Annotated in this window: 21 protein-coding genes; 13 read left to right on the plus strand and 8 right to left on the minus strand. The window is 61.6% G+C overall.

What is annotated here, in order from left to right:
• Positions 1 to 317: 317 nt before the first annotated feature.
• Positions 318 to 1,226, plus strand: coding sequence for a lipid kinase YegS (gene yegS / locus AC1MEK_RS20690; RefSeq protein ID WP_480398135.1), 909 nt, complete (start codon positions 318 to 320; stop codon positions 1,224 to 1,226).
• Between the two features lie 142 nt (positions 1,227 to 1,368).
• Here yegS and AC1MEK_RS20695 read toward each other — a convergent pair whose 3' ends face one another.
• The 3 genes from AC1MEK_RS20695 to AC1MEK_RS20705 form a co-directional block, all read right to left on the minus strand.
• Complete coding sequence (locus AC1MEK_RS20695; RefSeq protein ID WP_480398136.1) at positions 1,369 to 2,028, minus strand: response regulator transcription factor; 660 nt, start codon at positions 2,026 to 2,028, stop codon at positions 1,369 to 1,371.
• Complete coding sequence (locus AC1MEK_RS20700; protein WP_480398263.1) at positions 2,025 to 2,912, minus strand: sensor histidine kinase; 888 nt, start codon at positions 2,910 to 2,912, stop codon at positions 2,025 to 2,027. Before AC1MEK_RS20700 ends, AC1MEK_RS20695 begins: the two co-directional genes overlap by 4 nt.
• Positions 2,913 to 3,391: 479 nt before the next feature.
• A complete protein-coding gene (locus tag AC1MEK_RS20705) occupies positions 3,392 to 3,901 on the minus strand; it encodes a hypothetical protein (protein WP_480398137.1) in 510 nt (169 codons plus the stop codon).
• Positions 3,902 to 4,429: 528 nt separating this feature from the next.
• Here AC1MEK_RS20705 and AC1MEK_RS20710 point away from each other — a divergent pair.
• Together AC1MEK_RS20710 and AC1MEK_RS20715 are read left to right on the plus strand one after the other, a co-directional pair.
• Positions 4,430 to 5,356, plus strand: a complete 927-nt coding sequence (locus AC1MEK_RS20710) for a chemotaxis protein CheV (RefSeq protein ID WP_480398138.1) — start codon at positions 4,430 to 4,432, stop codon at positions 5,354 to 5,356.
• A gap of 764 nt (positions 5,357 to 6,120) precedes the next feature.
• A complete protein-coding gene (locus tag AC1MEK_RS20715) occupies positions 6,121 to 6,927 on the plus strand; it encodes an MOSC domain-containing protein (protein ID WP_480398139.1) in 807 nt (268 codons plus the stop codon).
• A gap of 136 nt (positions 6,928 to 7,063) precedes the next feature.
• Here AC1MEK_RS20715 and AC1MEK_RS20720 read toward each other — a convergent pair whose 3' ends face one another.
• Positions 7,064 to 8,992: a transglycosylase SLT domain-containing protein gene (locus AC1MEK_RS20720; RefSeq protein WP_480398140.1), complete on the minus strand. Its 1,929-nt coding sequence runs from the start codon at positions 8,990 to 8,992 to the stop codon at positions 7,064 to 7,066.
• 441 nt (positions 8,993 to 9,433) lie between these two features.
• On the opposite strand from AC1MEK_RS20720, the gene AC1MEK_RS20725 reads away from it, so the two are divergent.
• Positions 9,434 to 11,356: an ATP-binding cassette domain-containing protein gene (locus AC1MEK_RS20725; RefSeq protein WP_480398141.1), complete on the plus strand. Its 1,923-nt coding sequence runs from the start codon at positions 9,434 to 9,436 to the stop codon at positions 11,354 to 11,356.
• 73 nt (positions 11,357 to 11,429) lie between these two features.
• Here AC1MEK_RS20725 and AC1MEK_RS20730 read toward each other — a convergent pair whose 3' ends face one another.
• Entirely contained in the window at positions 11,430 to 11,873 is a 444-nt protein-coding gene (locus AC1MEK_RS20730) for a universal stress protein (RefSeq protein WP_480398142.1), read from the minus strand.
• A gap of 106 nt (positions 11,874 to 11,979) precedes the next feature.
• Here AC1MEK_RS20730 and AC1MEK_RS20735 point away from each other — a divergent pair, with 106 nt between their 5' ends.
• From AC1MEK_RS20735 to AC1MEK_RS20765, 7 genes are all read left to right on the plus strand, one after another.
• Positions 11,980 to 12,417: a hypothetical protein gene (locus AC1MEK_RS20735; RefSeq protein WP_480398143.1), complete on the plus strand. Its 438-nt coding sequence runs from the start codon at positions 11,980 to 11,982 to the stop codon at positions 12,415 to 12,417.
• Positions 12,418 to 13,006: 589 nt separating this feature from the next.
• The gene (gene fadB / locus AC1MEK_RS20740) at positions 13,007 to 15,154 is read left to right on the plus strand and encodes a fatty acid oxidation complex subunit alpha FadB (RefSeq protein ID WP_480398144.1); all 2,148 of its coding nucleotides are present in this window, start codon (positions 13,007 to 13,009) and stop codon (positions 15,152 to 15,154) included.
• A gap of 23 nt (positions 15,155 to 15,177) precedes the next feature.
• The gene (gene fadA, locus AC1MEK_RS20745) at positions 15,178 to 16,353 is read left to right on the plus strand and encodes an acetyl-CoA C-acyltransferase FadA (protein WP_480398145.1); all 1,176 of its coding nucleotides are present in this window, start codon (positions 15,178 to 15,180) and stop codon (positions 16,351 to 16,353) included.
• A gap of 102 nt (positions 16,354 to 16,455) precedes the next feature.
• On the plus strand, positions 16,456 to 16,692 hold the full coding sequence (locus tag AC1MEK_RS20750; RefSeq protein ID WP_480398146.1) for a DUF1653 domain-containing protein: 237 nt from the start codon (positions 16,456 to 16,458) through the stop codon (positions 16,690 to 16,692).
• A gap of 110 nt (positions 16,693 to 16,802) precedes the next feature.
• A complete protein-coding gene (topA, locus tag AC1MEK_RS20755) occupies positions 16,803 to 19,406 on the plus strand; it encodes a type I DNA topoisomerase (RefSeq protein ID WP_480398147.1) in 2,604 nt (867 codons plus the stop codon).
• A gap of 133 nt (positions 19,407 to 19,539) precedes the next feature.
• The gene (locus tag AC1MEK_RS20760; RefSeq protein WP_480398148.1) at positions 19,540 to 20,061 is read left to right on the plus strand and encodes a DUF6586 family protein; all 522 of its coding nucleotides are present in this window, start codon (positions 19,540 to 19,542) and stop codon (positions 20,059 to 20,061) included.
• 82 nt (positions 20,062 to 20,143) lie between these two features.
• Positions 20,144 to 20,380, plus strand: coding sequence for a hypothetical protein (locus tag AC1MEK_RS20765; RefSeq protein WP_093467610.1), 237 nt, complete (start codon positions 20,144 to 20,146; stop codon positions 20,378 to 20,380).
• 83 nt (positions 20,381 to 20,463) lie between these two features.
• Here the strand turns inward: AC1MEK_RS20765 and sulA are convergent, their stop codons facing one another.
• Together sulA and lexA are read right to left on the minus strand one after the other, a co-directional pair.
• Positions 20,464 to 20,967, minus strand: coding sequence for an SOS-induced cell division inhibitor SulA (gene sulA / locus AC1MEK_RS20770; protein WP_480398149.1), 504 nt, complete (start codon positions 20,965 to 20,967; stop codon positions 20,464 to 20,466).
• An 11-nt stretch (positions 20,968 to 20,978) separates the two neighbouring features.
• Positions 20,979 to 21,590, minus strand: coding sequence for a transcriptional repressor LexA (gene lexA, locus AC1MEK_RS20775; protein WP_480398150.1), 612 nt, complete (start codon positions 21,588 to 21,590; stop codon positions 20,979 to 20,981).
• Between the two features lie 250 nt (positions 21,591 to 21,840).
• Between lexA and AC1MEK_RS20780 the strand changes: the two genes are divergently transcribed.
• Both AC1MEK_RS20780 and nagZ read left to right on the plus strand, forming a co-directional pair.
• The gene (locus tag AC1MEK_RS20780) at positions 21,841 to 22,551 is read left to right on the plus strand and encodes a TetR/AcrR family transcriptional regulator (protein WP_480398151.1); all 711 of its coding nucleotides are present in this window, start codon (positions 21,841 to 21,843) and stop codon (positions 22,549 to 22,551) included.
• Between the two features lie 102 nt (positions 22,552 to 22,653).
• Positions 22,654 to 23,652 carry a beta-N-acetylhexosaminidase gene (nagZ, locus tag AC1MEK_RS20785; protein ID WP_480398264.1) on the plus strand — a complete coding sequence of 333 codons (999 nt, stop codon included), beginning with the start codon at positions 22,654 to 22,656 and terminating at the stop codon, positions 23,650 to 23,652.
• A 12-nt stretch (positions 23,653 to 23,664) separates the two neighbouring features.
• Here the strand turns inward: nagZ and AC1MEK_RS20790 are convergent, their stop codons facing one another.
• Positions 23,665 to 24,318, minus strand: coding sequence for an HAD-IA family hydrolase (locus AC1MEK_RS20790; protein WP_480398152.1), 654 nt, complete (start codon positions 24,316 to 24,318; stop codon positions 23,665 to 23,667).
• Between the last annotated feature and the right edge of the window lie 43 nt (positions 24,319 to 24,361).

The following is a 24,361-nucleotide window of genomic DNA, read 5'->3' on the forward strand; positions in this document are numbered from 1 at the left end:
TTTACAATCCCGTCGATGAGAAAAAATCCTGTTTGTTCTCGGATCGAGCGAATTACTTCGAATGCGGACCGGCAAATCCCTCAATTGAGGGTGAATGGCAGTAAAGCTCATGAAACAGGCTGTGTCATGGCGCTGCCGAGCCTGTGCGACGAAATTCATCCGGGTCACGGCATCTGCAATAAGTGTGACGGCCCCGACATTTCTGGCCGGGACAGAGGCCGCCATGGGCGAAAAAAAAATCTCGCGGCCATGGCTTTTTCCTGACGAGCGAAGGTCAACATCTGACGCAATGAACAGCACCCGCAGAGGAAAGGACGATGACGGAGCGCAGGGCTTTACTGATTCTTCATGGCAAACAGGCGCTCAACGAAGAGGTTCGGGCGGCGGTGGAGCGCAAGCGCAAGCACGGCTGGCAGCTGGAAGTGCGCCTGACCTGGGAAGGCGGCGATGCCCAGCGCCTGGTGCGCGAGGCCCTGGCGGCAGGGCACCGGCAGATCATCGCAGGGGGCGGTGATGGCTCGCTGCGGGACATCGCCGAGGCGCTGGCCCAGGCCGACGAAGATGCGAGCCTGGTCATCCTGCCGCTGGGCACCGCCAATGACTTCGCCCGCTCGGCCGGGGTGCCGCTGGAGATCGGCCCGGCGCTGGACTTGCTGGATATCCCGGCGCGGACGGTGGACATGGGCGCTGTGGACGGCCACATGTTCCTCAACATGGCCACCGGCGGCTTCGGCAGCCAGGTCACGGCCAATACCTCGGAAGACCTGAAAAAGGTGCTCGGTGGCGCGGCGTACCTGTTTACCGGGCTGTCGCGCTTCAGCGAGTTGAAGTCGGCCTACGGCGAGCTGCACGGGCCGGATTTTCACTGGAAGGGCGAGTTGCTGGCATTAGGTATCGGCAACGGGCGCCAGGCCGGCGGCGGGCATCCGTTGTGCCCGGAGGCTGTGGCCGACGACGGGCTGCTCGACGTCAGCATCCTGCCGGCGCCGCAGGAGGTGGTCGGTACCCTCAAGCGCCTGCTCGAAGGCGGGCTGGGGCTGGACAACATGTTCGTGCGCGCCCGCCTGCCGTGGGTGGAGCTCAAATCCGCAGAGGGGCTGGACATCAACCTCGACGGCGAGCCATTGCGCGGAGAGCGGTTGCGCTTCGAGGCCAGGCCTGGGGCGTTGCGTATTCATTTGCCGGCGCATTCGCCGTTGCTCGGGCAGGGGCGGCGGATTGGTTGAAGGCGCTCAGGGGGGGCGATCTTGCGCCCGGCCCGCGGGCAAGCCCGGCTGCTACGGGATCTTCGGTGTTCCCGAATCCGTAGCAGTACGGCTTGCCGGCGGGAAAGGCCGTAAGCCACTGTTGATCCAAACGTTTGCGCGATCAATCGTCCAGGCTGATGATCTGCTCCCTGACGCAGAACAGCACCAGCCCGGCCACGTCGTAGATCTGCAGGCGTTTCATGATCTGCGAGCGATGGGTCTCGACGGTCTTCACGCTCAGGCCCAGCCCGGCTGCGATCTCGCGGGTGGATTTGCCGCGCACGATCAGGCGCAGGATCTCCAGCTGGCGCGCGGTGAGGTTGTGGTTCTCCACCGGTTCAGCTTTGGCGCCCTGGGCGCTGACCAGCGCCTGGTTGATCACCGTATGGGCGATGGCCGGGCTCAGGTAACGCTCATCATTGCGCAGCGCTTCGAGCGCCTGCTCGATCTCGGTGGCCGTGGCGTCCTTGAGCAAGTAGCCATGGGCGCCGCCTTCCAGCGCGCGCATGATCATCTGCGGATCGGTGTGCATCGACAAAATCAGCACCTTGCTCTCGGGCAGCGCTCGATGCAGGCGTTCGAGGGCGTCGAGGCCGTTGCTGTCGCGCATGGAAATGTCGAGCAAGATGATGTCCGGCTTCAGTTCCAGGGTCATTTCCAGCAATTGCTTGCCGTCGGCGGCTTCGCCAATGACCTGGTAGCCGGGAATGTCGCTGACCAGCGCGCGTACGCCAGCGCGGATCAGGGCGTGGTCATCGACCAGAAGTAGATTGCAGATCATGAGTACTTACTTGTGTCGGCGCGTTCGCGGGCGCGGGGCGCCCAGGGGAACAGGGCCTGGATAAGAGTGCCGTGGCCAGGCTGGCTTTCCACGGTCAGATGACCTCCAAGCAGGGCGGCGCGCTCCATCATGCCGGCCATCCCGCGTTGGCCTTGCTGGCCCGGGTTGCTCGCCGGGGAGAAGCCCGAGCCGTCGTCGCAGATGCTCAGTGCCAGCCCCTCGGGGCGGCGGGCGATGCGCACCACCAGGTTTTGCGCCTTGGCGTGGCGAAGGATGTTGGTGACGGCTTCCTGGGTGATGCGAAAGGCGGCAACGGCCATTTCCTCGGGAATCCCTGCCAGGCGCTGATGACACTCCAGGCTCCAGAGAATCGAGGTGTCGGCCAGCGTGCGCAGCAGATGCTCGCGCAGGCTGGCCTCAAGGCCCAGGCTGGTCAGCTGACGCGGATTGAGAATGGCCGACACATCGCGAACCTTGGCCAGGGTTTCATCGAGAATGTTGTTGAGCATCGTGCAGTGCGCATGCAGGTCCTGCGGGGATTTGCGCAACAGCCAGTCGCTCTGCATCTTTGCTGCGGTCAGCATCTGGCCGATGTCATCGTGCAATTCGCGGCTCAGGCGATGGCGTTCGGTTTCCTGCACCTGGAGCATGTGTTGCGCCAGTTCCTGAGGCTGGAATTCGATGGTGTGGCTGGGCCGGCTGATGCTGTACCAGATACTCAGAAAAGCCAGCAGGTTAAGTAGCAACAGCCCGAGCGCAAGGCCGTCGAACAGATAAACGCCGACATTACATGCGCTTGCGACCAGGCATGAAAATGCTGCCCAGCGAAGTGCCTTGTTCGAGCAGATGGCCCGTAACCTGGAATTGTTGTTGCTGCCATGCATAGCGGATGAAGCCATCGGATTATTGTTGCGGATACCTGAGCATTAAATGCCAGGCCACTTTAGCAGGCGACAGAGCGCGGCTACCCACCTGTTACATGTGTACAAAAACCTGGGATCGACGTTCAACAACGATAGTGCGCATGAATGATTTCTGCGCTCGTTCGCGGGCGCCGATCTTACCTGAAATGCTCGCGTTAATACGCCTGAAACGTAAATAAGACTATCGATAGTGTTTGTCCGATTAGTCAGGATTTACTTCTGGGACGATGGTGCTAATTATTGGATTCGGCGAGGCAGGACAGTAGGAGCGCTGCCGGCACCAGAACTTCAGCCTGCCGCTTGCCGGTTCTGGATGCAACACGCACGCCGGTCGCATGTCGCGTTTGGTCATGATCGAGTCATGATGAAAAGCATTTGTCGTTTTCAGGCATGTCGCCCTGGCGCGCGGCATGACGACAGCGTGTTGAAAAGAGGGGAAATCAGAGGGCGCCGGAGCGATCCCATTGCTCGCCGGGTGCAGCCTCACCCAGAGCACGCTTCAAGGTGGCGGGCCATTCGACGGGAATCGCCTGGCTACTCTCGACAGTACCGATGCCGCAGCAGCAACCGAACTGTTCCAGCAACTCGTGCTGTTCGTGATCGTCCAGCGGCAAAAGGCCCGTGACCGGATCGATCAGCTCGACCTGCCAGGACAACAGCGAAAGGCACTGACGCAGCAGCACCAGTGCCTTGGGCTGCAGGCGCCCGGTCGCGCCCGCGAAATACAGCAGGTAGCGCAACTGACGGGAGAATCCGGCCACCGGGCCCACGCTGGCGGCATCGGCCAGGCCGGCAATGCGTTGCAGGGCGGCGAGCAGGGCTTCGATGGCGTCCTTGTCATCGTTGATCAGTTCCAGATGACTCAGGCATTCGTCTGCGCGGTGCAGCAGATGCTGGCTGTCGCTGAGGAAATCACCGTGCAGTTGATGCCATTCATTGCCGTTCAGCATGTGAAATCTCCACTCTTCATGGCTGGCGATCCAGGGGCGCCGGGGGCGAGTGGCCCAAAGTTAATGTTGAAGGCAATTAAAAGTCTGTAGGGCATTTCCGAATATTGCGTTTTCATCGCCAACGAGACGCGATCATGCGCAATACCTCGTGTCGCAGCTCGGACTTTGCAGTCCGTAATCACTGTTCTTACGGGGGGATCGAGGGATTCCACGAGCGCGACCACGTACCTGACTCCATTCATTCAATGAGAATGCCGTCACAATAATGGCTATTAGATACCGCGAATATCAGGTTTGCCCTGATTGTCGTTGGGGAATTCCCCTAGGGGATGCGCTGAGGTGCAGAAGTGATGCGGCGAAGAGCCACTATAGCGCATGATTTCGACGCGCGGGATATTCGTCAGTAAAACATGATGTTAATGTGATATCAAACTCCCTGCACGCGGCAGATATTGCGATTAAGGTCTGCGCTCCAGCGGCCGATATTGGCTATGCGGACTTACTTGAACCTTGCTCCAGGAGCATTAGATGGCTGGCATTCTCGACACAGTAGACCAACGTACACAGCTGGTGGGTGAGAACCGCCTGGAAATTCTCATGTTCCGCCTGGCAGGTCGACAATTGTTCGCGATCAACGTGTTCAAGGTGCAGGAAGTCCTGCAGCTGCCCAAGCTGACCCTGATGCCGCAGCGCCACCCGTTTGTCTGCGGCGTGGTCAACCTGCGCGGCCAGACCCTGCCGGTGATCGACCTCTCCCAGGCGATCGGCATGCGTCCGCTGGTGCCGGGGCCGTCGAGCACCATCATCGTGACGGAATACAACCGTTCGGTGCAGGCGTTTCTGGTGGGCGGCGTGGACCGCATCGTCAACATGAACTGGGAGGCGATCCTGCCGCCGCCGGGCAGTGCCGGGCGCCAGCATTACCTGACGGCGATCAGCAAGGTCGACGATCAACTGGTAGAGATCATCGACGTCGAGAAGGTGCTGGCCGAGATCGTGCCCTACAGCGCCAAGGTTTCCCGCGACAAGCTGGAAGATCCGGTGCTGGCGCGCGCTCGCGGTCGCGAGGTGCTGTTGGTGGATGACTCCAACGTGGCGCTGGCGCAATTGCGCGATACGTTGGGGCAGTTGGGCGTGAAGATGCACGTGGCCAGCGACGGGCTCAAGGCGCTGAACATGCTCAAGGCCTGGGCGGACGCCGGTGAGGTGGTGACGGACAAGCTGTTGATGGTGTTCACCGACGCGGAGATGCCGGAGATGGACGGCTATCGCCTGACCACCGAGATTCGTCATGATCCGCGGCTGCGGGGGCTGTATGTGGTGTTGCATACGTCGCTGTCGGGGAGTTTCAACGAGTCGATGGTCAAGAAGGTGGGGTGCGATAATTTCCTGTCCAAGTTCCAGCCGGACAAGCTGGTGGATGTGGTCAGGGAGCGGTTGATGCTGGATGCCTGATCAAGATCAAGATCAAGAGCGTTCTTCCTAACGTCAGACCTGTTTCGACTTCGTCGAGTTACTTGGAAAAGACACCCAAGTAACCAAGGTGTCCTGCTCCTGGTTTGGGTCCGACTGCGTCGGACTTCCTTCATTCCAGTCTCGTTCCGTGGGCCCGGCGCGAATGGGCCATCCATGGCCCCGCGCCTCGCGCGGCATCCTGCCGCTTGGCCCACTCCACGAGACTTCCATTCAGCCTGCACCCAAGTCGCGTCTTGTGGCGTCTGGACAGTTGCGCACAAAGATCAAAATCAAAAGCGTCCGGCTAACGCTGTCCCGTAGCAGTCCGGCTTGCCGGCGGTCTGGCGCGAAGCGGCAGCAAATCCTGCGCACGCGGTGTACCTGATAAGGCCAAGTCGCCTGATTTTACTGCCGCTGCGCGCCAGACCGCCGGCAAGCCGTGCTGCTACGGTCGAGGTTTGCTTATGATTTTTGTGCGCGATAGCTCAGACGACACCAATCGCGCCGGGCCCACGGAGCGGGACCGGAATGAAGGGACCCGACGAAGTCGGGCCAAACCAGGAGCAGAAGGACTTGGTTACTTGGTCCTTTCAAGTAACTCGACGAAGTCGAAACAGATCTGACGTTAGGAAGAGCGCTCTTGATCTTGAGCAGTCCAGAACCAAAAACAGCAGCGTCACCAAAAACACCGGATCTGTACCGCTCGTCAAACCACCACCTCGTATAAAATGACCAGCCACTTACGCCATCTCAAGGAAGCGTCCATGCACCTCAGCGCGCTGTACCGGTACCCCCTCAAATCCTGCAAGGCCGAGCCGCTGCGGGAGGCCCGTTTCGACGAACTGGGGTTGAGCGGAGATCGACGCTGGATGCTGGTCGACGAGCCCAGTGGCAGGTTCTTGACCCAACGCGCCTTGCCGCATATGTCGCAACTCTCGGTACTGTGGAACGAGAAGGGCGGCGTCACACTGTCAGCGCCTGGCATCGCGCCGCTCGACGTTGCCTTGCCTGCGAACGAAGAAGCCAACCTGCGCGGTGTTACCGTCTGGCGCGACACCTTGCGGGTGCCGGATGCGGGCGATGAGGCCGCGCAATGGGTCAGCGAATTCATCGGCAAGCCGACGCGCATGGTGCACATTCCCAAGGAACGTGCGCGCTGGTTGCCTTCGGGCTACGGCACGGTGGACGACAAGGTGGGTTTTGCCGACGGTTTCCCGCTGCTGCTGATCGGTCAGGCGTCGCTGGACGATCTTTCAGGCAAGATCGGCCGCCCTCAGGAAATGCTGCGTTTCCGCCCGAATCTGGTGGTGGAGGGCGCCGAAGCCTTCGCCGAGGACGGCTGGAAGCGTATTCGTATCGGCGACATGGAGTTCCGCCTGCTCAAGGGCTGCTCGCGCTGCATCCTCACTACCATCGACCCGGCCACCGGCGTGCGCAGCGACGACCGTGAGCCGTTGAGCACGCTCAAGACCTATCGGGAAAAGGAAGGGGAGGTCTGGTTCGGCCAGAACATGGTCAACGACGGGCCCGGCATTCTGGAGGTCGGGATGCCGGTCGAGGTGCTGGAGTAAGGTGACTTAATGGGTTTCTGGCCGAAGGCCGTGGGAGCCGGCTTGCTGGCGAATGCGCAGAGTCATTCACTTCATCCGTCGGATGACCCACCGCATTCGCCAGCAAGCCAGCTCCCACAGGATGGAGCGGCGTCACTCACAAATCATCAAAAAAACGCTCATGCCAGTCCACCAGCGGCTGCGGCACGTTGAGTTTCTGGCCGTAGATCACCGCGTACGACAACACGTTCTGCACGTACTGCCGGGTTTCGTCGAACGGAATGCTCTCCACCCAGACATCGAACGCCAGATGGTTCGCGCCCTTGAGCCACTGCCGCACGCGGCCGGGTCCGGCGTTGTAGGCGGCGGAGGCGAGCACGCGGTTGCCGTTGAACTGCGCGTGAACCTGGCTCAGGTAGGCCGCGCCCAGCTGGATGTTCTTGTCCGGGTCCAGGACTTGCGCGGGCGAGGCCAGCGGGATGCTGAACTTGCGCGCGGTTTCCTTGGCGGTGGCCGGCATCAGTTGCATCAGGCCAGTGGCGCCGACGCCTGAACGGGCGTCGTCCATGAACGCGCTCTCCTGGCGGGTGATCGCGAACACCCAGCTCGAATGCAGGCCGCGGATCTGTGCTTCGCGCACCAGTGTGTCGCGGTGGGCCATGGGGAAGCGGATGTCCAGGTCGTCCCAGTACTGCGCCTGGCTGATGGTGCGAATGGCCGGGAAGTACCAGCGCATATCGTAGGCCAGCTTGGCCTGGGCGACCATTTCGTCGCGGCTGAAGCGACGGGTCACGTGGTACCACTCGCGGCGGCCGTTGACCACTTCGCCACGCTCGTAGAACTCCAGCGCCCGGCGCACACCCGGCGTGTTGCGCACCTTGTTGATGGTGGCCTGGCTGAGCATCAACGGCTTGTTGTTGAGCATGTAGGGGGTCTGGGTGCGATCGGCGGCGAGGAAGCCGTAGAAATCGCGCTCCTTCGACACCGCCTTATATAGCGCCGGCAATTGCGGGTTGTTGGGCTGCGCCAGTTCCAGCGAGCGAGCCTGCCAGTAGCGCCAGCGGTTGGTGGTGGCCAGATCCTGCGGCAGGCGGCGGGTCAGCTCATAGGCGTCGTTCCAGCGGCCCAGGCGCAGCAACAGGCGCAGGCGCCATTCGGTCACGGTATTGTCGCGCAGGTCCGGGTCGTATTTGGTCATCACCTCCAGGGCGCGGCCATCGTAGCTGCGCGCCAGGGTCAGGCCGATTTCCTTGGCGATCTGCACCTGTTCCTCATGGGAGAAGCGCAGCACCGGCGAGTAGCTGTCGAGCAGCTCCATCGCCCGTTGCGGATCCTGCTTGGCCAGGCGCCGCAGGCCCAGGCCGACCACGTCGGACATCGCCTCGTCGGCCGGCATGAACTGGCCCTGGTTGTTGACCATTTCCGGCTTTTGCGCAACCGCGATCAGCAGCCGGCCCTGAGGGGCGAGGGTGGTCATGCTGTTGACCAGTTGGTTGGCCAGCGCGTAGTTGCGTGCCTGGGCCGCGAGCTTGGCGCGTTGCCAGCGCTTCTGCTCGGTCAGCTGGCCTTCCACCGCCCACTGGGTGAAAAAGGCGTCGCAGGCGGGCGGCAGGGGCTTGCCGGTCATCCAGATGCGCTCGGCGTTGGCGTAACCTTCCGAGCGCATATTGTGGCTGAGCTGGTAGGAGCCGTTGAGGCAGTCGAGCTCGACGAAATTGAGCTTGGGGTCGTAGTACTTGACGAACGGTTGCCAGTCGCCGCGGGACGCCAGCAGGCGCAGCCAGCGCAGCTTCATGAAGTTGGCCTGGGGCAGGTCACCGTGTTCGGCCAGGAAGCGCTCGACTTCCTCGTTGCTCGCGGTGTTCAGGCGCGCCGTGAGTTCGTCGTAGGCCAGATACGGCTCCAGCGGATAATCGGCCAGGGCTGCGCCGTACATGCGGTACGGACCGGCATCGCCCTTGGCCAGCGCACGCTTGGCTTGATCGTAGTATTGGCGTTGGGTCGCAAGATCCACCGCGTGGACAGACTGGGCCGCGGTGGCCGACAGAAGCAGGCAGGACAAAAGGCTGAACAAACGACTGCGCATGAGACTTCCGTGCAGATGAATCGTGAAAAGTGCCGCTAGCTTAGCCTTTTGCCAGCGTGGGTTGAAGGGTTGGTGTGTTGATGGTCATACATCGAAACAAACGGTAGAGGTGGTTGGCTTAGGATTCTTACTTTGGTGCCCTGCGGGCCTATTCGCGAGCAAGCTCGCTCCCACATTTTTTGCAACGTGCCGCATTCTGATGGACCGAGTGCGCAGCCTCTGTGACGGACCAGGGATCTCTTGCCGGCCACCAAGGCCAACAACTCGGTCCATCAGGCCATGGCACGTTGCAAAAAATGTGGGAGCGAGCTTGCTCGCGAAAAGGCCCGAAGGGCATCAGGGTAACGATCCAATGCCATGCACATAGCAACAACATAACTATTTAAAACCCCACCCAACCCCATCTCAGGTAGAATGCGCGCCCGGTTTTTGGAGAAGCTCATGACCCTGCTCAAATTAAGCGATGTGTCCCTTGCGTTCGGCGCCATGCCGTTGTTGGACAAGGTGTCCTGGCAGATCGCCCGTGGTGAGCGGGTCTGCATCATCGGTCGCAACGGCACCGGCAAATCCAGCATGCTCAAGCTGGTCAAGGGCGTGCAACTGCCCGACGACGGCAGCGTCTGGCGCGCGCCGGGGCTGAAGATCGGTGAACTGCCCCAGGAATTGCCCGTGGCCGATGGCCGCACCGTGTTCGATGTCGTGGCCGAAGGCCTGGACGGTGTCGGCGCGCTGCTGGCTGAATACCACCACCTGAGCCAGAACATCGTCACCGCCGAAGACCTCGACAAGCTGATGCACGTGCAATCGGACCTCGAAGCCCGTGACGGCTGGCGTCTGCAGCAATTGGTCGACAGCACCCTGAGCCGCCTGCAACTGCCGGCGGACAAGACCCTGGCCGAGCTGTCCGGTGGCTGGCGTCGTCGCGTGCTGCTGGCCCAGGCGCTGGTGGCCGAGCCGGATCTTCTGCTGCTCGACGAGCCGACCAACCACCTGGACATCGGTGCCATTGCCTGGCTTGAAGAAGCCTTGAAGGAATTCCAGGGCGCGGTGCTGTTCATCACCCACGACCGCTCCTTCCTGCAGAACCTGGCCACGCGCATCCTCGAACTGGACCGTGGCGGTCTGATCGACTGGAACGGCGACTACGCCAGCTTCCTGGTACACAAGGAAGCGGCGCTGGCCGCCGAAGAAACCGCCAACGCGCTGTTCGACAAGCGCCTGGCCCAGGAGGAAGTGTGGATTCGTCAGGGCATCAAGGCCCGTCGTACCCGTAACGAAGGCCGCGTGCGGGCGCTCAAGGCCCTGCGGGTGGAGCGCAGCCAGCGTCGTGAGCGCACCGGCAAGGCCAATATCCAACTGGACACCGCCGAGAAATCCGGCAAGCAGGTGATGGTGCTGGAAAACGTCAGCTTCGCACATCCGGGCGGCCCTACGCTGATCAAGGACTTTTCCATGGTCCTGCAGCGCGAAGACCGCATCGGTCTGTTGGGCGCCAACGGTACCGGCAAGACCACATTGCTCAAGCTGATGCTCGACAACCTCACGCCGACTGCGGGCAAGGTCGAAGTCGGGACGAACCTGGAAGTGGCGTACTTTGACCAGCTGCGTCATCAGCTGGATCTGGAAAAGACCGTCATCGACAACATTTCCGAAGGGCGCGATTTCATCGAGATCGACGGCCAGAACCGTCACGTGCTGAGCTACCTGGGCGACTTCCTGTTCAGCCCGCAACGTGCCCGCACGCCAGTCAAGGCGCTGTCCGGTGGCGAGCGCGCGCGCCTGCTGCTGGCCAAGCTGTTCAGCAAGCCGGCCAACCTGCTGGTGCTCGACGAACCGACCAACGACCTGGACGTCGAGACCCTCGAGCTGCTGGAAGAAGTGCTGTCCAACTTCAAGGGCACCGTGCTGATGGTCAGCCACGACCGGGCCTTCCTCGACAATGTGGTCACCAGTACCCTGGTGTTCGAAGGCGAGGGCAAGGTCCGCGAGTTCGTCGGCGGCTATCAGGACTGGATCCGTCAGGGCGGCTCGCCGCGCCTGCTGGGCGTGACTGAAGGCAAGTCCGGCAAGGCCGAGCTCAACTCGGCGGTGGTCGAGCCGGTAGCGCCTGCGCCCGCGCCGGTTGCAGCCGAAGCGCCGGTGGCGAAGAAAAAACTCAGCTACAAGCTGCAGCGCGAGCTGGAAGCGTTGCCGGGCGTAATCGACGCCAAGGAGCAGCAGATCGCTGCGGTCGAGGCCGAGATCGCCGAGGCCGGTTTCTACCAGCGCCCGGCGGGGGAAACCGCCAAGGTACTGGCGTCTCTGGAAGCACTGAATGCCGAGCTGGACGCACTGGTCGAGCGTTGGGCCGAGCTGGACGAGTGACTGGCTGAAGTGCCGACATGAAAAAAGCCCGAGCCCTTTGCAGGGTTCGGGCTTTTTAACGTCGGGGCGAGGATTATTCCGCGCGCTTGACCAGGCGCACGGCCAATACGTCGCAAGGCGCGCCATGCAGGACGTCATTGGCGGTGGAGCCCAGCAGCAGCGACAGGCCGTGGCGGCCATGGCTGCCGACCACGATCAGGTCGACATGGTGCTGCTTGGCCAATTGATGGATTTCCTGACGCGGCTGGCCGTAGGTGAGGTGGCTGTCGCCGGTGTGCACGTCGGGGTATTTGAGTTTCAGGGCTTCGAGTTTTTCCTTGGCCTGGTCGAACTGCTGCTGTTGCAGTTGCGACAGGTCCATCGGCACATCGCCGCCAAAGGCCATGGCCATGGGTTCGACGATGTGCACCAGCGACAGCTTGGCGCCGCTGGCCACGGCCAGCTTGATGGCCTTCTTGATCACAGGATCGCACTCTTCAGTGAGGTCCACGGCTACCAGAATATGTTCATAGGACATGGGATGTTCCTTCTGAGGTCTGCGATGGTTTTAATTATGGCTCTTTTCACGCGCCTCATGGCACGCCGTTTTTTCAAGTCGCTCCCCGCGACAGGGGCATAGACATATGACGCTGTGGATAGTGCTGTCAATCGTTGCTGTCGTTTTAAGTCCGCTGGTGTGGCTGCGCCCGTCGCGTTCCCAGAGCGGCCGCATGGCCATGCGCATGGAGGCGCGGCGCATGGGCCTGGCGATGCAGTTGATCCCTCAGGAGTGGCCGCACTGGCTGCCCGCAGAGCCGCCAAGCCCCTGTGCGCAATACCATCGTCCCCGTCGAAGCCGCGAGCCTGACAGCTGGGCCTACTGGCAAATGGCGCCGGGTGAGTGGGTCAATCAGTGGCGCGAACCCTGTGCAGACACGCAATTGCTGGACCACTTGCGCACCTTGCCCAGTGATGTCTACAAGGTCGAGGCAGGCAAGCAGTTGATCGCTGTTTACTGGGCCGAGAAGGGTGATACAGAAGTGTTGCAGCGCATTGCTGCGGTGCTCAAGACCCTGGCCTGAACGCGGTGAGGGGCAAATCGCAGGCATTAAAAAGCCCGATAACAACATCGGGCTGGGGTTTGGCCAGGCAGGCCGATAATGCTTTTGTGCTCAAGGGGCGGTATCGAAGCGGTGCAATGCCGCGTGTTCGGTCAAGACCGACTTGCGATCCTGACGAAAAATGACCCGTCTTGAGGCGCGGTGCGCAGAATGTAGACCTTATTGGTGCATTTGTCTGCTGCGCGCCTGCAGTTTTTTCCAGAAATGCGTGCCGGTCGTCGCTTCCAGCGTTTAGCCGCTGCACCGCGCATTGAACGCAATCATTTTTCTGAATGCTCATTCATCAAATGTGTCTTTTACCTGTGATTTGCCGGTTATGCCCGCTGTCTGGCGAATTGACAATTGCTGGAATATGGCAGAAGGTAGGCGCACCCAAATCAAACGGCCGTATGAATTGAGCGTTTGCCGTAGGAACGCTCTTACAGACGCCCGAATCGTGTCGACGGGGTACCTGGCTTTTGGTGGTTGCATCGACGCAAACGTCGTGTTTTTTGCCGGATTTCAGCGTCTGACGCGTATTGTTCAGCTTCCATATCGTGGAGATCAGTTGATGATTTACGAAGGTAAAGCCATCACGGTTAAGGCTCTTGAAAGTGGCATCGTCGAATTGAATTTCGACCTCAAGGGCGAGTCCGTCAACAAGTTCAACCGCCTCACGCTCAACGACCTGCGTCAGGCCGTGGAAGCCATCAAGGCCGACGCCTCGATCAAGGGCGTCATCGTCACCAGCGGCAAGGACGTGTTCATCGTCGGCGCCGACATCACCGAATTCGTCGACAACTTCAAGCTGCCCGAGGCCGAACTGGTTGCCGGCAACCTTGAAGCGAACAAGATCTTCAGCGACTTCGAAGACCTGAACGTACCGACCCTGGCGGCCATCAACGGCATCGCCCTGGGTGGCGGCCTGGAAATGTGCCTGGCAGCGGATTTCCGCGTCATGTCCACCAGCGCCAAGATCGGCCTGCCGGAAGTCAAGCTGGGCATCTACCCGGGCTTTGGCGGCACCGTGCGCCTGCCACGCCTGATCGGCGTCGATAACGCCGTCGAGTGGATCGCCTCCGGCAAGGACAACCGTGCCGAAGACGCCCTGAAAGTGGGCGCGGTCGACGCCATCGTCGCCCCGGAAAAACTGCGTGACGCCGCGCTGGACCTGATCAAGCGCGCCATTTCCGGCGAGTTCGACTTCAAGGCCAAGCGTCAGCCGAAGCTGGACAAGCTGAAGCTCAACGCCATCGAGCAGATGATGGCCTTCGAAACCGCCAAGGGCTTCGTGGCCGGCCAGGCAGGCCCGAACTACCCGGCGCCGGTCGAAGCGATCAAGACCATCCAGAAAGCCGCCAACTTCGGTCGTGACAAGGCGCTGGAAGTTGAAGCCGCCGGTTTCGTGAAGATGGCCAAGACCTCGGCTGCCGAGAGCCTGATCGGCCTGTTCCTGAACGATCAGGAACTGAAAAAGAAAGCCAAGATCTACGACGAAGTCGCCAAGGACGTGAACCAGGCTGCCGTACTGGGCGCCGGTATCATGGGCGGCGGCATCGCCTATCAGTCGGCGGTAAAAGGCACGCCGATCCTGATGAAGGACATCCGCGAAGAAGCCATCCAGCTGGGCCTGGGCGAAGCGTCCAAGCTGCTGGGCAAGCGCGTGGAGAAGGGCCGCCTGACGCCTGCGAAGATGGCCGAAGCGCTGAATGCGATTCGTCCGACCCTGTCCTACGGCGATTTCGGCCATGTCGACCTCGTCGTCGAAGCCGTTGTCGAGAACCCGAAGGTCAAGCAAGCGGTACTGGCTGAAGTGGAAGGGCAGGTGAGCGAGGACGCGATCCTGGCGTCCAACACCTCGACCATTTCCATCAGCCTGCTGGCCAAGGCGCTCAAGCGTCCGGAAAACTTCGTCGGCATGCACTTCTTCAACCCGGTGCACATGATGCCGCTGGTGGAAGTGATCCGTGGCGAGAAGTCCAGCGAAGTCGCGGTGGCGACCACCGTGGCCTACGCCAAGAAAATGGGCAAGAACCCGATCGTGGTCAACGACTGCCCGGGCTTTTTGGTCAACCGCATCCTGTTCCCGTACTTCGGCGGCTTCGCCAAGCTGGTCAGCGCCGGCGTCGACTTCGTACGCATCGACAAGGTGATGGAGAAGTTCGGCTGGCCGATGGGCCCGGCCTATCTGATGGACGTGGTCGGCATCGACACCGGCCACCACGGCCGCGACGTCATGGCCGAAGGCTTCCCTGACCGCATGAAGGACGACCGTCGTTCTGCCGTCGATGCGCTGTATGAGGCCAATCGTCTGGGCCAGAAGAACGGCAAGGGCTTCTACGCCTATGAGACCGACAAGAACGGCAAGCCGAAGAAAGTGGTCGACGCTTCGGTGCTCGAAGTGCTCAAGCCGATCGTCTACGAACAGCGCGAAGTCAGCGACGAGGACATCATCAACTGGATGATGATCCCGCTGTGCCTGGAAACCGTACGCTGCCTGGAAGACGGCATCGTCGACACCGCAGCCGAGGCCGACATGGGCCTGATCTACGGCATCGGTTTCCCTCCGTTCCGTGGCGGTGCGCTGCGTTACATCGACTCGATCGGTGTGGCCCAATTCGTTGCCCTGGCTGACCAGTACGCTGATCTGGGCGCTTTGTACCACCCCACGGCGAAGCTGCGTGAAATGGCCAAGACCGGCCAGCGCTTCTTCGGCTAAGTGCCCAACGAACAGGTGAGAATATGAGCTTGAATCCTAGAGACGTGGTGATTGTCGACTTCGGTCGCACCCCGATGGGCCGCTCCAAGGGTGGCATGCACCGCAATACCCGCGCCGAAGACATGTCGGCGCACCTGATCAGCAAACTGCTGGAGCGCAACGACAAGGTCAACCCGGCGGAAGTCGAGGACGTGATCTGGGGCTGCGTCAACCAGACCCTGGAGCAGGGCTGGAACATCGCGCGCATGGCGTCGCTAATGACCCAGATCCCCCACACTTCGGCGGCGCAGACCGTCAGCCGCCTGTGCGGCTCGTCGATGAGCGCGTTGCACACCGCCGCCCAGGCGATCATGAGCAACAACGGCGACGTGTTCGTCATCGGCGGCGTCGAGCACATGGGCCATGTGGGCATGATGCACGGTGTCGACCCGAACCCGCACATGTCGCTGTACGCGGCCAAGGCCTCGGGCATGATGGGCCTGACCGCCGAAATGCTCGGCAAGATGCACGGCATCACCCGTGAGGCGCAGGACGCCTTTGGCGTGCGTTCCCATCGTCTGGCGCATCAGGCGACCGTGGAAGGCAAGTTCAAGGACGAGATCATCCCGATGCACGGGTATGACGAGAACGGCTTCCTGAAGATGTACGACTTCGACGAGACCATTCGTCCCGAGACCACCCTGGAGAGCCTGGCCGCCCTCAAGCCTGCGTTCAACCCCAAAGGTGGTACCGTGACCGCGGGTACGTCGTCGCAGATCACTGACGGCGCTTCGTGCATGATCGTCATGTCGGGCCAGCGTGCGATGGACCTGGGCATCACGCCGATGGCAGTGATTCGCTCCATGGCAGTGGCCGGTGTTGACCCGGCGATCATGGGTTACGGCCCGGTTCCGGCGACCCAGAAAGCGCTCAAGCGCGCGGGTCTGAGCATCGCCGACATCGACTACTTCGAGCTCAACGAAGCCTTCGCCGCACAGGCCTTGCCTGTACTGAAGGATCTGAAAGTGCTCGACAAGATGGACGAGAAGGTTAACCTGCATGGCGGCGCCATCGCCCTGGGTCACCCTTTCGGTTGCTCGGGCGCGCGGATTTCCGGCACCTTGCTCAACGTCATGAAGCAGAAGGGCGGCACCCTGGGTGTGGCCACCATGTGTATTGGCCTGGGTCAGGGTATCTCGACCGTTTTCGAGCGCATCTAAGCGCTGCGAGGTTGCGAGCCGGGGCCGGGTGCCCCGGCTTTTGCATTTCTTGCGAAACGTTTTTTGAAAGTTTTTTTCGGGTCAAACCCTGAGGTCCGCGACATGCAGCTACAGCCAGGTCTCTACCGTCACTACAAAGGCCCCGAGTACCGTGTTTTCGGTGTCGCGAAGCATTCGGAGACAGAAGAGGAAGTCGTGTTCTATCAGGCCCTGTATGGCGAATACGGCTTGTGGGTACGCCCTTTGAGCATGTTTCTGGAGTCGGTCGAGGTTGACGGCGAGCAAGTGCCGCGCTTTGCTTTGGTCACGGCCGAACCTGACCTTTTTTCAAGGTCCTGAGGCGAGACCTTGCAGTAGCCTCTGCTTGACCTCACCTTGTAGCCACTATATATAGCGGGGCCTCTTGAGCTCCAACGTCTTTTTTTCTTGCATTAGGAATTTTCCGATCCATGGGCAAATCGCTGGTCATTGTGGAATCCCCGGCTAAGGCCAAGACCATCAACAAGTATCTGGGCAGCCAGTACGTGGTGAAGTCGAGTATCGGCCATATCCGAGACCTGCCCACCAGCGGTTCGGCGAGCGCCGCCAAAGAGCCTGCCGCGAAGAAGGGCAAGACCGCCTCTGAAGCGCCTGCGCTGTCGCCCAAGGAAAAGGCCAAGCGCCAGCTGGTCGCGCGCATGGGTGTCGATCCAGAGCACGGCTGGAAAGCCAAGTACGAAATCCTTCCCGGCAAGGAGAAGGTGATCGACGAGCTGCGCCGCCTGGCCAAGGATGCCGACACCATCTATCTGGCAACGGACTTGGATCGCGAAGGGGAAGCCATTGCCTGGCACCTGCGCGAAGCCATCGGCGGTGACGACAATCGCTACAAGCGCGTGGTGTTCAACGAGATCACCAAGAAAGCCATCCAGGAGGCATTCTCCCAGCCGGGCGAACTGGACATCGACCGCGTCAATGCCCAGCAGGCGCGTCGGTTCCTCGACCGCGTCGTGGGTTACATGGTCTCGCCGCTGCTGTGGCAGAAGATCGCCCGTGGCCTGTCCGCAGGCCGTGTGCAGTCGGTGGCGGTCAAGCTGGTGGTGGAGCGCGAGCGCGAGATTCGTGCGTTCATCCCTGAAGAGTACTGGGAAGTCCACGCCGACCTGGGCACTGCCAAGGGCGCCAAGGTGCGCTTCGAAGTCGCCCGCGAGAACGGCGAGGCCTTCAAGCCGCTGAACGAAGCCCAGGCCATGGCCGCGCTGGAGAAGCTCAAGGTCTCCGCCTACAGCATCGCCAAGCGTGAAGACAAGCCGACCAGCAGCAAGCCGTCGGCCCCGTTCATCACCTCCACCCTGCAGCAGGCGGCGAGCAACCGTCTGGGCTTCGGTGTGAAGAAAACCATGATGATGGCCCAGCGTCTGTACGAAGCGGGTTACATCACCTATATGCGTACCGACTCGACCAACCTGTCGGCGGACGCCGTGGCCATGGCCCGCACCTACATCGAAAACGAGTTCGGCAAGAAGTACCTGCCGGACGCGCCGAACGTCTACAGCAGCAAGGAAGGCGCCCAAGAGGCCCACGAAGCGATTCGTCCGTCCGACGTCAACACCCACCCGAGCAAGCTGTCGGGCATGGAACGTGACGCCGAGCGCCTGTACGACCTGATCTGGCGCCAGTTCGTGGCCTGCCAGATGCCGCCTGCGCAATACCTGTCGACCACCGTCAGCGTGACGGCTGGCGAGTTCGAGCTGCGCGCCAAGGGCCGCATCCTCAAGTTCGACGGTTACACCCGTGTGCTGCCGCAGATGAGCAAGCCGGGCGACGACGACGTGCTGCCGGACATGGCCCAGGGCGACAGTATGAAGCTGATCAAGCTCGACCCGAGCCAGCACTTCACCAAGCCGCCGGCGCGTTACTCCGAAGCGAGCCTGGTCAAGGAAATGGAAAAACGCGGGATCGGTCGCCCGTCGACTTACGCGGCGATCATTTCGACCATCCAGGACCGCGGCTATGTGGCGTTGCACAACCGCCGCTTCTACTCGGAGAAGATGGGCGACATCGTCACCGAGCGCCTGTCCGAGAGCTTCTCCAACCTGATGGACTACGGCTTCACCGCCGGCATGGAAGAAAACCTCGACGACGTGGCTCAGGGCGAACGTGACTGGAAGAACGTGCTCGACGAGTTCTACGGCGATTTCCGCAAGAAGCTCGAAGTGGCCGAAGCCAGCGACAACGGCATGCGCGCCAACGAGCCGGTGATGACCGACATCCCGTGCAAGACCTGCGGCCGTCCGATGCAGATTCGTACTGCGTCCACCGGCGTGTTCCTCGGCTGCTCGGGCTACAGCCTGCCGCCGAAAGAGCGCTGCAAGGCCACCGTCAACCTGACGCCGGGCGACGAAATCGCCGAAGACGACGAGGGCGAGTCCGAATCCCGCGTGCTGCGCGGCAAGCATCGCTGCCCGATCTGCAGCACGGCGATGGACGCCTACCTGCTCGACGAGAAGCGCAAGCTGCACATCTGCGGTAACAACCCGGATTGCGCAGGCTACGAGATCGAAGAAGGCAGCTACCGCATCAAGGGTTACGAAGGCCCGAGCGTCGAATGCGACAAGTGCGGCGGCGAGATGCAGCTCAAGACTGGCCGTTTCGGCAAGTTCTTCGGCTGCACCAACTGCAAGAACACCCGCAAGCTGCTGAAAAACGGCGAAGCAGCACCGCCGAAGATGGACCCGGTGAAGATGCCGGAACTCAAGTGCGAGAAGGTCGACGACACCTACATCTTGCGTGACGGCGCTTCGGGGCTGTTCCTGGCTGCCAGCCAGTTCCCGAAAAACCGCGAGACCCGCGCGCCGCTGGTGCTGGAGATCGTGCCGCACAAGGCCGAGATCGATCCGAAGTACCACTTCCTGTGCGAAGCGCCGCAGAAGGACCCTGATGGCCGTCCGGCGGTGATCCGTTACAGCCGCAAGTCCAAGGAGCAATATGTGCAGACCGAAGTGGACGGCAAGCCGACCGGCTGGCGCGCGTTCTACGATGGCGGCACCTGGAAGGTCGAAGACAAGCGCTGATCCCGTGCGCTTGAGCCGACTGGCCAGCGCACCCGCTTTGCGTTAAAACACAGTCCCCCGGTGCGCTTTGCGTCTCGGGGGATTTTTTTGCCAGGGCGACCTGTTTCTATTTATTTGGGTGGAGGCCACGTTCATGGCTCGCGAACTCTATACACGCACCAATCAGAAAATCTTCTTCGCCGGGCTGGCGCTGGAAGCGATGGCCAAGGCCAAGACAAGTGGTGCGATGAATGCCCAGGGCCTGGAGCAGGCCGAGCGCGAATCGGCGGTGTTCCACCTGTATGGCGCGCTGCTGGGGTTGTGCCACGAGATTGCCGGTTTCTATCGCTTGCCCCAGGCCAATTCGCCCCGTGCCGAGGCGCTGCTGACGCCGCAGGTGCTGGAATCGATCGCCATTCCGGAAATGGCCGAGCTGGTGGAATTGGCGCAACAGCGCGAAACCTGGCTGGCGCAGTTGCTGGCGTCCTACAACGCGCTGTTTCAGCCGCCCAAGGCGCCAAGCAAGCCCAAGGGTGACGTGACCCAGCCGTTGATCATTTCGGTGGGTGCCGAGGACGAGCCGGAGCCTGAGCTGACCCGTGAGGAAATGGAAAGCTGGCGCCAGCAGCTCAAAGGGCTGGCCATTCGCTTCCGCGAAGGCTTGAGCGAGTGCTGAACCGAACGTCCGATTGATCGACGGACTAGGGCCTGCGTCATCAGGCTGTTACAATGGTCGTCTTTCGTGGAGAACTGCCCTGATGCCAACCTCTTTTCTGGAAATTGTCGAACTGCCTGACGGCCGCATCGAACTGCGCCGCGCCGAGGATGAGGGGTCGCTGGTGACCTTGAACTTCTCCGAGGATGCCAAGGCATTTCTGCAAGGCCAACACGTCGAAGTCGCCAAGGCGATGCTCAGCGTCGGCGTGCAAATGGCAGGTCGCCTGGCTGAAGGCGAGCTGACCAAAGAAGAAGAGGGGCCTCGGGTCCTGCACTGATCCCGCCCGGGATTCATGCCTGTTTCAAGGCTTCCCGTCCACAGGGAAGCCTGGCCGCATTCCTTTCTGCATTTCCATCCGTTCTAGCCCAGGCGAATGTTCAGGCTCTGTGCGTCCCCGATTCGGGCGGCGCTGACCAGTTGCTGGCGTGCGCTGGCGGACAATGGACTGATCCAGCTGACCACCGTATGGCTGACACCCAGGCGCAGGGCCTCGCGGGTCAGCTCCAGTGCGGTCTGGTTGCCGCGCGGGTGCATCAGGATAATGCGTTCCCGGTTCAGGCCCGCGTCACGCAGCCAGGCCTGGGTGACGCTCGAAGGCGGGGCGATCAGTGTCAGCCAGCGATCGTTGGAGTCCTGGCTCAAATCCCGAAGGATGGGCGCCAGCAGGTTCAGGCAGTTTCCTGCAGCGCCGCGCAATGACAATTCACTGAAGACTTCCGCTTCGTTGTTCCAGGGCTTCTGGACCACGTCGTCCAGTACCGGCATCTGAAGCAGCGGAGCGTCGAGCAGGGCGCCGCCTGGCGCCATGAACGCTTCGAACAAGGGCAGTTGTGCATGTTGTTGCGGTGTCTGTGGGAACTGCATGAACGTTCTCCTTAGCGGCGAATCACGCCGACGCTCAGCCCTTCGATGATCAGGTCCTGTTCTTTCAGGTTGACTTCGATGGGGGCGAATTCAGGGTTCTCGGCGATCAGCCAGACCTTGCTGCCTTCACGCTTGAAGCGCTTGACGGTGACTTCGTCGCCGATGCGCGCCACGACGATCTGGCCGTTGCGGGCCTCGCGGGTGGTGTGCACGGCCAGCAGGTCGCCATCGAGGATGCCGACATCCTTCATGCTCATGCCGTGGACCCGCAGCAGGTAGTCGGCGCTGGGGTGAAAGAACGCCGGATTGATGGCCAGGGATTCCTCGACGTGCTGCTGGGCCAGGATCGGCGCACCGGCAGCCACCCGGCCGATGATTGGCAGGCCGCTGCTGTCTTCGGTCTTAGCTTCGAAGCCGGGAATGCGGATGCCGCGGGAGGCGCCCGGGGTCATCTCGATGGCGCCCTTGCGAGCCAGCGCCTTGAGGTGCTCTTCGGCCGCGTTGGGGGACTTGAAGCCCAGTTCCTGAGCGATTTCCGCGCGGGTGGGCGGATAGCCGTTGTCTTCGAGACAGCGTTTGATGAAGTCCAGGATTTCGGATTGGCGTGCTGTCAGCTTGATCATGTATGTCGCTCTGTCTTTTTATACAGTGACTGGGATTATATACAGTGATCGCGTCTTGGCAATCCTCCTTTTCAGGCCGGGCGCCCGGCGGTCTCTGAAAGAACCCTGCAGGTTCGTGCAGGCACTGGCTGCAAGTGCCGGTTTGTATGGTTAAATGGCGTGACCGGGCAGACAGAAAACGAACGGGCAGGGTTGACAGGAAATGCCTTGAAACGTATGTTTCAAACAAGTGTTTGTCAGGCGAAAAACCATGGCTCAGTCGGAAACAGTTGAACGAATTCTCGATGCGGCAGAACAGCTGTTCGCCGAGAAGGGTTTTGCCGAAACCTCATTGCGGCTCATCACCAGCAAGGCGTCGGTAAACCTGGCGGCGGTGAACTACCACTTCGGTTCAAAAAAGGCCCTCATCCAGGCGGTGTTCTCACGGTTTCTCGGGCCGTTCTGCCTGAGCCTGGACAAAGAGCTCGAGCGCCGTCAGGCCAAGCCTGAGCACAAGCCCAGCCTTGAAGAACTGCTGGAAATTCTCGTCGAGCAGGCGCTCGTGGTGCAGCCTCGCAGCGGCAACGACCTGTCGATCTTCATGCGCCTGCTGGGCCTGGCGTTCAGTCAGAGCCAGGGGCACCTGCGTCGTTACCTGGAAGACATGTACGGCAAGGTGTTCCGCCGCTACATGCTGCTGGTCAACGAGGCCGCGCCTCGCATTCCGCCGATCGAACTGTTCTGGCGGGTGCACTTCATGCTCGGCGCTGCCGCGTTCAGCATGTCCGGGATCAAGGCCTTGCGCGCCATCGCCGAGACCGATTTCGGCGTCAATACCTCCATCGAACAGGTCATGCGCCTGATGGTGCCGTTCCTCGCCGCCGGCATGCGCGCCGAAACCGGCGTCACCGATTCGGCGATGATCAGCGCCCAGCTCAAACCGCGCAGCAAAAGCGCAGCGCCAGCCCCTGCCAAAGTCTGACCTTGCCCGCAAACGGGTGCCGTGGATTTGCATCGCACCCGTCGATCCCTCACCATGCCGCACACGCATTGGTTGTTGAAGGATCTTCATATGAATTCTGGCCTGCAAGGCTCCCTGATGGTGGACGTCGCCGGCACCTGGCTGACCGCCGAAGACCGTCAGTTTCTGCGCCAGCCCGAAGTCGGCGGCCTGATCATTTTCGCCCGCAACATCGAAAGCCCGCGCCAAGTCCGGGAGTTGTGCGCGTCGATTCGCGCCATCCGCCCTGACCTGCTGCTGGCGGTGGATCAGGAGGGCGGTCGGGTCCAGCGCCTGCGCCAGGGCTTCGTGCGCCTGCCCGCCATGCGCGCGATTGCCGACAATCCTAACGCCGAGTTCCTCGCCGAGCAGTGCGGCTGGCTGATGGCCACCGAAGTGCTCGCGGTCGGGCTGGACCTGAGCTTCGCGCCGGTGCTGGACCTGGATTACCAACGCAGCGCGGTGGTCGGCAGCCGCTCGTTCGAGGGCGATCCTGAGCGTGCCGCGCTGCTGGCCGGAGCATTCATTCGCGGCATGGGTGACGCAGGCATGGCGGCGACCGGCAAGCACTTTCCGGGGCATGGCTGGGCCGAGGCGGATTCCCACGTGGCGATCCCCAACGACGAGCGCAGCCTGGAGACGATCCGCGCCAACGACTTGGTGCCTTTCGCCAAATTGAGCAAGCAACTGGCGGCGGTCATGCCGGCGCACGTCATCTACCCGCAGGTCGATTCGCAGCCTGCCGGTTTTTCCCGTCGCTGGTTGCAGGACATCCTGCGCGGCGAGCTGGGTTTTGATGGCGTGATCTTCAGCGACGACCTGTCCATGGCCGGCGCCCATGTGGTGGGTGATGCCGCCAGCCGCATCGAGGCGGCGCTGACGGCGGGCTGTGACATGGGCTTGGTATGTAACGATCGCGCGGCTGCCGAACTGGCACTCAGCGCGGCGCAGCGGATGAAGATCACTGCACCGGCGCGGATCGGCAGAATGCGCGGCCAAGGCCTGGCGACCACCGAGTACCGCCAGCACCCGCGCTGGCAGGCCGCACTGGGCGCTTTGCGCGATGCTCAGTTGATCGACTGAGTGGCGCCTTGGTCAGTTGGGGCGCAATTGCAGGCGCCCCTGCTGATCGACCGTAACGCTGTAGGCATCGTAACTGTTCAATGCAGGATGCTCTGTTTCGAGCGCGTGGGTATGCGCCGCAGTAACCACCATCACTTTGGCGCCAGCGGCCTGTGCCGCTGCGATGCCCGCCGGCGCGTCCTCGAACACCAGGCAATCCTCTGCCTTCACTCCCAAGCGTTTAGCGCCTAACAGAAAACAGTCCGGCGCGGGTTTGCCCTGTTCGACGTCCTCGGCGGTGACCATCACCTCAGGCAGCGGCAGGCCGGCGGCAAGAATCCTGCGCTCGGCCAGTTGACGCGGGGCCGAGGTGACCACCGCCCAGCGATTGCGGGGGAGTGCAGCGATGAACCGCGCAGCGCCTTCGATGGCGATCACGCCTTCAACGTCTTCGATTTCCATTTTGGTCAGGCGCTGGGCTTCGGCTTGCGGATCGACACCCGGGAGATTCAGGCGGCGCAGCGTGTCGATGCAGCGCACGCCGTGAATGGACGCCAGCAGTTCCTGCACATTGACGCCCTTGCTCAGTGCCCACTGGGTCCAGACCCGCTCTGCAGCCACGGTGGAGTTGGTGAGCGTGCCGTCCATGTCGAACAGAAACGCAGCGAAGGTGTGTTGCTCCAGCATCAGGGCTTCCTTATCGAGTCGGTATCCGGGGGAGTACTCGCGA

It is taken from the genome of Pseudomonas sp. 2, assembly GCF_056627435.1.

Bases quoted from the DNA above. Each gene is read 5' to 3' on its own strand.
- AC1MEK_RS20765 (WP_093467610.1), top strand. From the start codon at position 20,144: ATGCCAACCTCTTTTCTGGAAATTGTCGAACTGCCTGACGGCCGCATC.
- AC1MEK_RS20725 (WP_480398141.1), top strand. From the start codon at position 9,434: ATGACCCTGCTCAAATTAAGCGATGTGTCCCTTGCGTTCGGCGCCATG.
- sulA (WP_480398149.1), bottom strand. From the start codon at position 20,967: ATGCAGTTCCCACAGACACCGCAACAACATGCACAACTGCCCTTGTTC.
- AC1MEK_RS20790 (WP_480398152.1), bottom strand. From the start codon at position 24,318: ATGCTGGAGCAACACACCTTCGCTGCGTTTCTGTTCGACATGGACGGC.
- AC1MEK_RS20735 (WP_480398143.1), top strand. From the start codon at position 11,980: ATGACGCTGTGGATAGTGCTGTCAATCGTTGCTGTCGTTTTAAGTCCG.
- AC1MEK_RS20705 (WP_480398137.1), bottom strand. From the start codon at position 3,901: ATGCTGAACGGCAATGAATGGCATCAACTGCACGGTGATTTCCTCAGC.
- AC1MEK_RS20750 (WP_480398146.1), top strand. From the start codon at position 16,456: ATGCAGCTACAGCCAGGTCTCTACCGTCACTACAAAGGCCCCGAGTAC.
- fadB (WP_480398144.1), top strand. From the start codon at position 13,007: ATGATTTACGAAGGTAAAGCCATCACGGTTAAGGCTCTTGAAAGTGGC.
- topA (WP_480398147.1), top strand. From the start codon at position 16,803: ATGGGCAAATCGCTGGTCATTGTGGAATCCCCGGCTAAGGCCAAGACC.
- AC1MEK_RS20780 (WP_480398151.1), top strand. From the start codon at position 21,841: ATGGCTCAGTCGGAAACAGTTGAACGAATTCTCGATGCGGCAGAACAG.
- lexA (WP_480398150.1), bottom strand. From the start codon at position 21,590: ATGATCAAGCTGACAGCACGCCAATCCGAAATCCTGGACTTCATCAAA.
- AC1MEK_RS20715 (WP_480398139.1), top strand. From the start codon at position 6,121: ATGCACCTCAGCGCGCTGTACCGGTACCCCCTCAAATCCTGCAAGGCC.
- AC1MEK_RS20700 (WP_480398263.1), bottom strand. From the start codon at position 2,912: ATGCATGGCAGCAACAACAATTCCAGGTTACGGGCCATCTGCTCGAAC.
- AC1MEK_RS20720 (WP_480398140.1), bottom strand. From the start codon at position 8,992: ATGCGCAGTCGTTTGTTCAGCCTTTTGTCCTGCCTGCTTCTGTCGGCC.
- AC1MEK_RS20760 (WP_480398148.1), top strand. From the start codon at position 19,540: ATGGCTCGCGAACTCTATACACGCACCAATCAGAAAATCTTCTTCGCC.
- AC1MEK_RS20695 (WP_480398136.1), bottom strand. From the start codon at position 2,028: ATGATCTGCAATCTACTTCTGGTCGATGACCACGCCCTGATCCGCGCT.
- yegS (WP_480398135.1), top strand. From the start codon at position 318: ATGACGGAGCGCAGGGCTTTACTGATTCTTCATGGCAAACAGGCGCTC.
- fadA (WP_480398145.1), top strand. From the start codon at position 15,178: ATGAGCTTGAATCCTAGAGACGTGGTGATTGTCGACTTCGGTCGCACC.
- AC1MEK_RS20730 (WP_480398142.1), bottom strand. From the start codon at position 11,873: ATGTCCTATGAACATATTCTGGTAGCCGTGGACCTCACTGAAGAGTGC.
- AC1MEK_RS20710 (WP_480398138.1), top strand. From the start codon at position 4,430: ATGGCTGGCATTCTCGACACAGTAGACCAACGTACACAGCTGGTGGGT.